Source organism: Burkholderia sp. AU19243 (assembly GCF_018148075.1).
Taxonomy (GTDB): Bacteria; Pseudomonadota; Gammaproteobacteria; order Burkholderiales; family Burkholderiaceae; genus Burkholderia; species Burkholderia latens_A.
Genome location: NZ_JAGSTV010000015.1, coordinates 135,999 through 142,743, shown reverse-complemented (window position 1 = coordinate 142,743; position 6,745 = coordinate 135,999). Strand labels below are relative to the sequence as shown.

Below are 6,745 nucleotides of genomic sequence, written 5' to 3'. Positions count from 1 at the left end.
TCGCGCGTCGTTTGTGCAAGCGCGTCGCAGATCTGCTGCTGACGGCCGGCGCTGTGCGCGCCTGCGCGCTGCCATTCGTCCCCGAGCTTCGCCGCCATCGCCGCAAGCGATTCGTTCCACGCGGACAGGCGTGCTTCGTCGCGTGCGGCGAGTTGCGTTTGCAGCCCCGCGTGCGAATCGCGGATCGTCGACAGCAGCTCGTTCGAGCGTTGTTCGAACGCCGACGCTTGTGCAGCGAGATCGCGCGTCGTTTGTGCAAGCGCGTCGCAGATCGCCTGCTGACGGTCCGCGTTGTGTGCACCCGCACGCTGCCATTCGTCGCCGAGCTTCGCGGCGATCGCGGCCAGCGACGCATGCCACGCGGCCAGACGTTCGTCGTCGCGCGCGGCCAGTTGCGTCTGCAACTGCGCGTGCGACTCGCGCATCTCGGCAAGCGCCGCGCCCGAATGCCGCTCGAAGGTCGCGGCGGCTTCGCCCAGCGCCTTCGCATGCTGGCCGGCCAGCGTCTCGCCGACCTGCTCCTGGCGCGCCAGCGCGTCGCGCCACGTATCGGACAGGCGGCTTTCGGTCGATTCGAGGCGTGTCGCGACGCCGTCGAGCAGGTCCGTCGAACGCTGCGCGAACGTGTCGGTGAACTGGCCAAGCGTCGTTTTCAGCTGGTGCGCGGCGGCTTCGTTCGCGTGGCGCTGCTCATCGAGCGCACGGTGCCAGACGGTCGTCACGTTCGCGGTCGTTTTCTCGAAGCCGTCGGTCAGGCCGTCGAGCTGTCGCTGAACGGCGCCCGTCACGGTGTCGCGCAGCGCGGCCATTTCCTGCGTCAGCCCGGCCATCGTCGCCGCGACGACCGGCTGCAGCGCGGCGCCGGCGACGCGCGCGCTTTCGGCCGCGCTCTCCTTCAGCGCGTCGCCGACGTTCGACGCGAGCCCCGCATAAGCGCGCTCCGTGCGATCGAAGAACGCCTGCTGGCTCTCGATCTGGCGCTCGTGCAGCGCGATGCTGCGCGCCTCGAGCGTCGTCATCATCGTCTGCAGCCGATCGACCAGTGCGGGCATCACGTCGGCCTGGCGCTGCAGCAGCCGGAACGATTCGTCGCGCTGATGCGCGGACGAATGCACGCGCAGCGTCGTCGCGAGCTTCGCGTCGAGCTGCTGGCCCGCGTCGAGCCGCTCGCGGCGCACGAGCGCGGACAGCAGGCCAAGCATCGCGGACGTCGCGACACCCGCGATCGACGTGCCAAACGCGAAGCCGAGCCCCTTCACCGGTGCGATCAACGAAGCGCGGATCGCATCGAGATCGGTCGCACTTTCGAGCGCGGCGCCGGTGCCCTTCAGCGTCACGACCATCCCGAGCAGCGTGCCGAGCATCCCGAGCAGGACGAGCAGGCCGACGAGGTATGGCGTCAGCGACGGGCCCGGCAGCGCGACGCGCGCGCCGTCGATGCGCGCACGCACGGCGCCGCGCAGCCCCGGGTGCAGCGTATCGAGCCACGCGTCGAGCTTCGCCGGCGGCTCGGTCAGGCCAGCCACCGCGCGCGACAGCGTGGCGGTGGCCTGCCGGTAGCGCAGCAGCTCCCATGCACCGGCGACGTAGCACGCGCCGATCAGCAGCGTGACGGCCGTCGCGAGCGGGTTCGTCGCGACATAACCGGCGCCGATCCAGCCCACTGCGAGCAAACCGGCGATGAAGACAACGAGATCAAGACGAATTCTGGACATAGCGTATCGATTAACAGGTGCGAAGGGCCGCGAGCAGCCCGTCTACCGTTTGGAACCGGACTTCGAGTTCGGCGAGCAGGATGCTTTGCATCTCGTCGCGAAACGTGTCGAGCCACGTGCCGGGCACGATCGCCGCGGCCGGCGGTGCGGCGGCGTCGCCATCGGCGCCAGCCGCCGCTTGCGCAGCGACGAGCGCCTGCCGCTCCGCGTCGCGCAGCCGCTCGAAACGCGCGCCGAGCAGTGCGGGCACCGCGGACAGCAGGCTGCGCTCGCGCGCGCCGAGCACGCGCTCCATGATCGCGTCGAGCGTCGCGAGCCGAGCCATCCCGGACGAACGCGCGGCGAGCGCGACCCGCAGACGGCCGCGCAACTGGCCGATCGCGGTCTCCATCTCCTGCTGCAGGGACAGACAGCTCTGCCGGAACTCCGCGAAGTCGGCCATATCGGCAGGCGGCGGCGGCAGCTCGCCGGGACGCCGCCGCGTGCGCGGCCGGTGGGCGGCCGTGATCGCCTGGGCGAGATCGTGGCGCACGCGTGCGCAATCGCGCTCGGCATCGTAACCGCGCACGCCGGCCGCGACGCCGGGCGGGCTAGCGCTCAGCGCAGACGACAGCGTGATCGCGTCGGTCCAGCCAAGCCACTGGCTCAGGCGGTCCGACAGCGTTTGCGGGGATTCGGCGACGTCGGCGTCGGTCAGGCGCGCGAGCAGCCGGACGAGCGTCGGCCCGCTCAGCGCAGGGCGCGGAGGTGCTTGCACCATGCTGCAAACCGTCAAAAAAGGCAGCAGTTTACACGTCGCCGGGCGGTCGGCCTCAGAATCGGCGAAGCGGCTGGGCGTCGCCCGCCGCGCAACCGGCGCGAACGCCCGCCGCACAAGGCTTGCACGGCCGCGTGCCGAGGCCGCGGCACAGCCGGCGGCGGCTCGAACGCCCGCAGCACCGCCGGCTGCACCGAAGCGGCCGCGTCGCGCTTCGGCACGCAGCCATCCGGCCATGCTCGATAAACCGCGATTCCGTCGCGGACCTGCGGTACCATCGCGACACCCGCCGCGCGATCGCGCCCCCGATGCGGGCCCGCGCCGCCCGGCTGCCGGCGGACGGGCCGCCGGACGCATCGCGGATATCCGGCCGATATCCGCGGGTGGCAGGCAGCGTCCCGCGAACGGGTGCCGCCGCCCATGACAACGAAAGACCAACAAGAGACGGGCCTGCCCGAACGCACACGATGCTCTCCGACTTCGTCGCGCGCCTGCGCGAGCGCTTCAGCAAACCGCCGACCCAGCAGGACTTCGCCGAGCGCCTGATCGCCGCATTGCGGGCGACCGGCGACACGCGGGAGTGGCTTCACGACGACGACAAGGGCCGTCTCGTACAGGCCGACGCGCCATCGAACATCATCAACCTGCACAACCTGTTCCGCGACTACGCGGGCGCGACGCCGGCCGAACGCGAAGCGACGCTCAAGCGCCAGGCGAGCGCGATGATGCAGCACGAGATTCCGTCGGACTTCGCCGAGGTCCGTACGCGTCTGCGCCCGGTGATACGCAGCGCGACCGAGCGAGGCGTCGTCGCGTTGCAACTCGCCGGGCAGCCCGCCGCGTCCGAAGTCGCGTTCCGGCCGCTGTGCGAGAACCTGGAGATCGGCATCGCGTACGACGGCGAATTCAGCGTCGCGCGGCTAACCACTGCCCGGCTCGCCGAATGGGGCGTGAGCTTCGACGAAGCGTGCGACATCGCGATCGACAACCTGCGCGGCGTGTCGTCTGCGCCATGGGCGGCGCTGCGCGACGGCGTGTTCCTGTCGCAGTTCGGCGATTACTACGACGCCGCGCGGCTGCTGCTGACCGATCTGCTGCACCGCCAGCCGATTTCCGGCGCGCCGGTCGTGATGGCGCCGAACCGCGCGGTGCTGCTGCTCACCGGCGACCGCAACGCAGCCGGCCTCGCGACGATGGCAGAACTGGCCGAACAGGCACGCGCGCAGCCGCGCCCGCTGCCGCCGCTGATGCTGCGCTGGGACGGTGCCGCGTGGCGCAACTTCGTGCCGGCGGGGCTCGAAGCGAAGCTGCACGCGCTGCGCGTGGACGAACTCGCCGGCGACTACCAGGATCAACGAACGCTGCTGGACGATCTGAACAAGCGCAACGGCGTCGACATCTTCGTCGCGAGCTACACCGTGTACCGGCGGCAGAACGGCGAGCTGTTCAGCGTCGGCGTGTGGAGCGAAGGGGTGCCGACGCTACTGCCCGATACGGACATCGTCGTGCTTTACCGGGAAGCGACGCGGCAGTCGGCCCACGTGCCGATGGCGGAACTGCGGCACGCGTGCGGCGACCTGATGACGGCCACCGCGCATCAGCCGGTGCGGTATGAAGTGACGGCATTTCCGGACGAAGCGCGGTTCGCGGCGCTGCTCGCGCGGTTTCCGGCAACCTGACGCGACGCAAGCTTGCGCGGCGCGCGCACCGGATGGAGCGGCCGCAGACGCGCGCGGCCGCCATCGGCCAGACCGATCGGCCGTGGCGGCATGCCGTTGACGAATGAAACCGAGTATCGGGTTCGCGGCGCCCCGCCCGCCGTCAGATGCCAGCTTTCGGCGCGTTCAGGATCAGCCGCAACCCGAGCAGCGCGATCGCGCCCGCCGCGACGCGGTCGACCCACTTCTTCGCACGCAGGTAGAGCTCGCGCGGCCGGCGGGTGGAGAAACACAGCGCGACGATCGTGTACCAGCCGAATTCGACGCCGAACACGAGCGGCGGCAGCGCCAGGTAGCACCACAGCGGCGGATGCTGCGGCAACAGCGCCGCGAAGATGCTGCCGTACCAGATCGCCGTCTTCGGGTTGCTCAGCTGCGTCGTGAGGCCGGTCCAGAACGACTTGCGTGCGCTGCCGCCGACGGCCGCCTGCGGATCGTCCATCGCGATCGGCCGGTCGGCGCCGCGCCAGATCTTCGACGCCATGTAGATCAGGTACGCGCCGCCCGCGAGCTTGAGCGCGACGTACAGCCATTCGACCGCCTGCAACAGCGTGTACAGCCCGGCCAGCGCGACGCCGCCGAACGCGATTCCGCCGACGCCCATGCCGAGCGCGGTCGCGAGCCCGTCGCGGCGCGACAACCCGATCGCGTTGCGGGCAACCAGCACGAAGCTCGGGCCCGGAATCATCGCGCCGAGCCACAGCGCAGCCAGGATGGCGAGTACGGCAGCCGATGCAGTCATCGAAGTCTCCTTGATCAGCGACGCCGAAGCGCCGGCGCCTGCGGGGCGGATCGCAACATTGTCGCGTCGCGTTGCGTCGATTTCCGACGATGAAGCCATTGATTCTGGCACGCTTCGCGGGCGGCCGAAAGCAGCCGGGTTCTGCCATGCCGGCCGCCGCCCCGCCCGTTCGCCCAGCCAGCCGCGATCGATATCCGAGCCGCCCGCTATCCGGGGCCGCCGCCGCGGTCGAAGCGATCTTCCGCGAGTACTTCGCGAGCCCGGGCGTCAGCCACGCAGCATCGCGCGAAGCCGCGCGTCCGGCACTCGCACGCACCGGCCAACGGGTCTACCATAGTCGCTCGTCGCCGTTCCGGCGCGCGCCGCTGCGGCACGCGGCTTGCGCGTTCCCGTTCCCACGTTGAACCAGCGCAGGAGGACGTCATGACGCAACACTTCGACGCGATCGTCATCGGCACCGGCCAAGCCGGGCCGCCGCTTGCGGCGCGGCTCGCGGGCGCCGGCATGAAAGTCGCGATCATCGAGCGCGGCCGCTTCGGCGGCACCTGCGTGAACACCGGATGCATCCCGACCAAGACGCTGATCGCGAGCGCCTACGCGGCGCAGCTCGCTCGGCGCGCGCAAGAGTACGGCGTGTCGGTCGGCCCGGTCAGCGTCGACATGAAAGCGGTGAAGGCGCGCAAGGACCGGGTGTCCGGCCGCTCGAACCACGGTGTCGAGCAATGGGTGCGCGGCCTCGACAACACGTCCGTGTTTCAGGGTCATGCCCGCTTCGAGCGCCCGAATGCCGTGCGCGTCGGCGATGAACTGCTCGAGGCCGAGCGCGTCTTCATCAACGTCGGCGGACGCGCGCAGATTCCGAAGATGCCGGGCCTCGACTCGGTGCCGTACCTGACCAACTCGACGATGATGGACGTCGACTTTCTGCCCGGGCATCTCGTGATCGTCGGCGGCAGCTACGTCGGCCTCGAATTCGGTCAGATGTACCGGCGCTTCGGCTCGAAGGTCACGATCGTCGAGAAAGGCTCGCGCCTGATCCATCGCGAAGACGAGGACGTGTCGCAAGCCGTGCGCGACATTCTCGCGAACGAAGGCATCGACGTGCAGCTCGACGCGAACTGCCTGAACGCGCGGCGCGACGGCGACGGTGTCGTGGTCGGCCTCGACTGCACCGGCGGCGGCCGCGAAGTCGCGGGCTCGCATTTGCTGCTCGCGGTCGGCCGCGTGCCGAACACCGACGATCTGGGCCTGGAACTCGCAGGCGTCGCGACCGACGCGCGCGGCTACATCACGGTCGACGATCAACTGCGCACCAACGTGCCGGGCATCTGGGCGCTGGGCGACTGCAACGGGCGCGGCGCGTTCACGCACACCGCGTACAACGACTACGAGATCGTCGCGGCGAACCTGCTCGACGGCGATCCGCGCAAGGTGTCCGACCGCATTCCCGCGTATGCGATGTACATCGATCCGCCGCTCGGCCGGGTCGGCATGACGCTCGCCGAAGCGAAGCAGACCGGCCGCCGGCTGCTGGTCGGCACGCGCCCGATGACGCGCGTCGGCCGCGCGGTCGAGAAAGGCGAGAGCCAGGGCTTCATGAAGGTGATCGTCGACGCAGACACCCATGCGATTCTGGGCGCGTCGATCCTCGGCGTGACGGGCGACGAAGTGGTGCACGGGCTGCTCGACGTGATGGCCGCCGGCGCGCCTTACACGACGATCAGCCGCGCGATGCACATTCACCCGACCGTGTCGGAACTGCTGCCCACGCTGTTGCAGGATCTGCATCCGGTGCAATGACCGATCGCGGGCC

5 protein-coding genes are annotated in these 6,745 nt (G+C 70.2%); 2 read left to right on the top strand and 3 right to left on the bottom strand.

Annotation, left to right across the window (positions count from 1 at the left end; all coding sequences use genetic code 11):
- Positions 1 to 1,715, bottom strand: a 1,715-nt coding sequence (locus tag KDW55_RS24400) for a DUF802 domain-containing protein (RefSeq protein ID WP_212149265.1), incomplete at its 3' end; no start/stop codon positions are given.
- A gap of 10 nt (positions 1,716 to 1,725) precedes the next feature.
- Complete coding sequence (locus KDW55_RS24395; RefSeq protein WP_212149266.1) at positions 1,726 to 2,475, bottom strand: DUF3348 domain-containing protein; 750 nt, start codon at positions 2,473 to 2,475, stop codon at positions 1,726 to 1,728.
- Positions 2,476 to 2,939: 464 nt separating this feature from the next.
- Between KDW55_RS24395 and KDW55_RS24390 the strand changes: the two genes are divergently transcribed.
- The gene (locus KDW55_RS24390; RefSeq protein WP_059546281.1) at positions 2,940 to 4,151 is read left to right on the top strand and encodes a hypothetical protein; all 1,212 of its coding nucleotides are present in this window, start codon (positions 2,940 to 2,942) and stop codon (positions 4,149 to 4,151) included.
- Between the two features lie 142 nt (positions 4,152 to 4,293).
- Here the strand turns inward: KDW55_RS24390 and KDW55_RS24385 are convergent, their stop codons facing one another.
- On the bottom strand, positions 4,294 to 4,932 hold the full coding sequence (locus KDW55_RS24385; protein ID WP_040140950.1) for a LysE family translocator: 639 nt from the start codon (positions 4,930 to 4,932) through the stop codon (positions 4,294 to 4,296).
- A gap of 423 nt (positions 4,933 to 5,355) precedes the next feature.
- Between KDW55_RS24385 and KDW55_RS24380 the strand changes: the two genes are divergently transcribed.
- Complete coding sequence (locus KDW55_RS24380; RefSeq protein ID WP_059546278.1) at positions 5,356 to 6,732, top strand: FAD-containing oxidoreductase; 1,377 nt, start codon at positions 5,356 to 5,358, stop codon at positions 6,730 to 6,732.
- Positions 6,733 to 6,745: the final 13 nt, after the last annotated feature.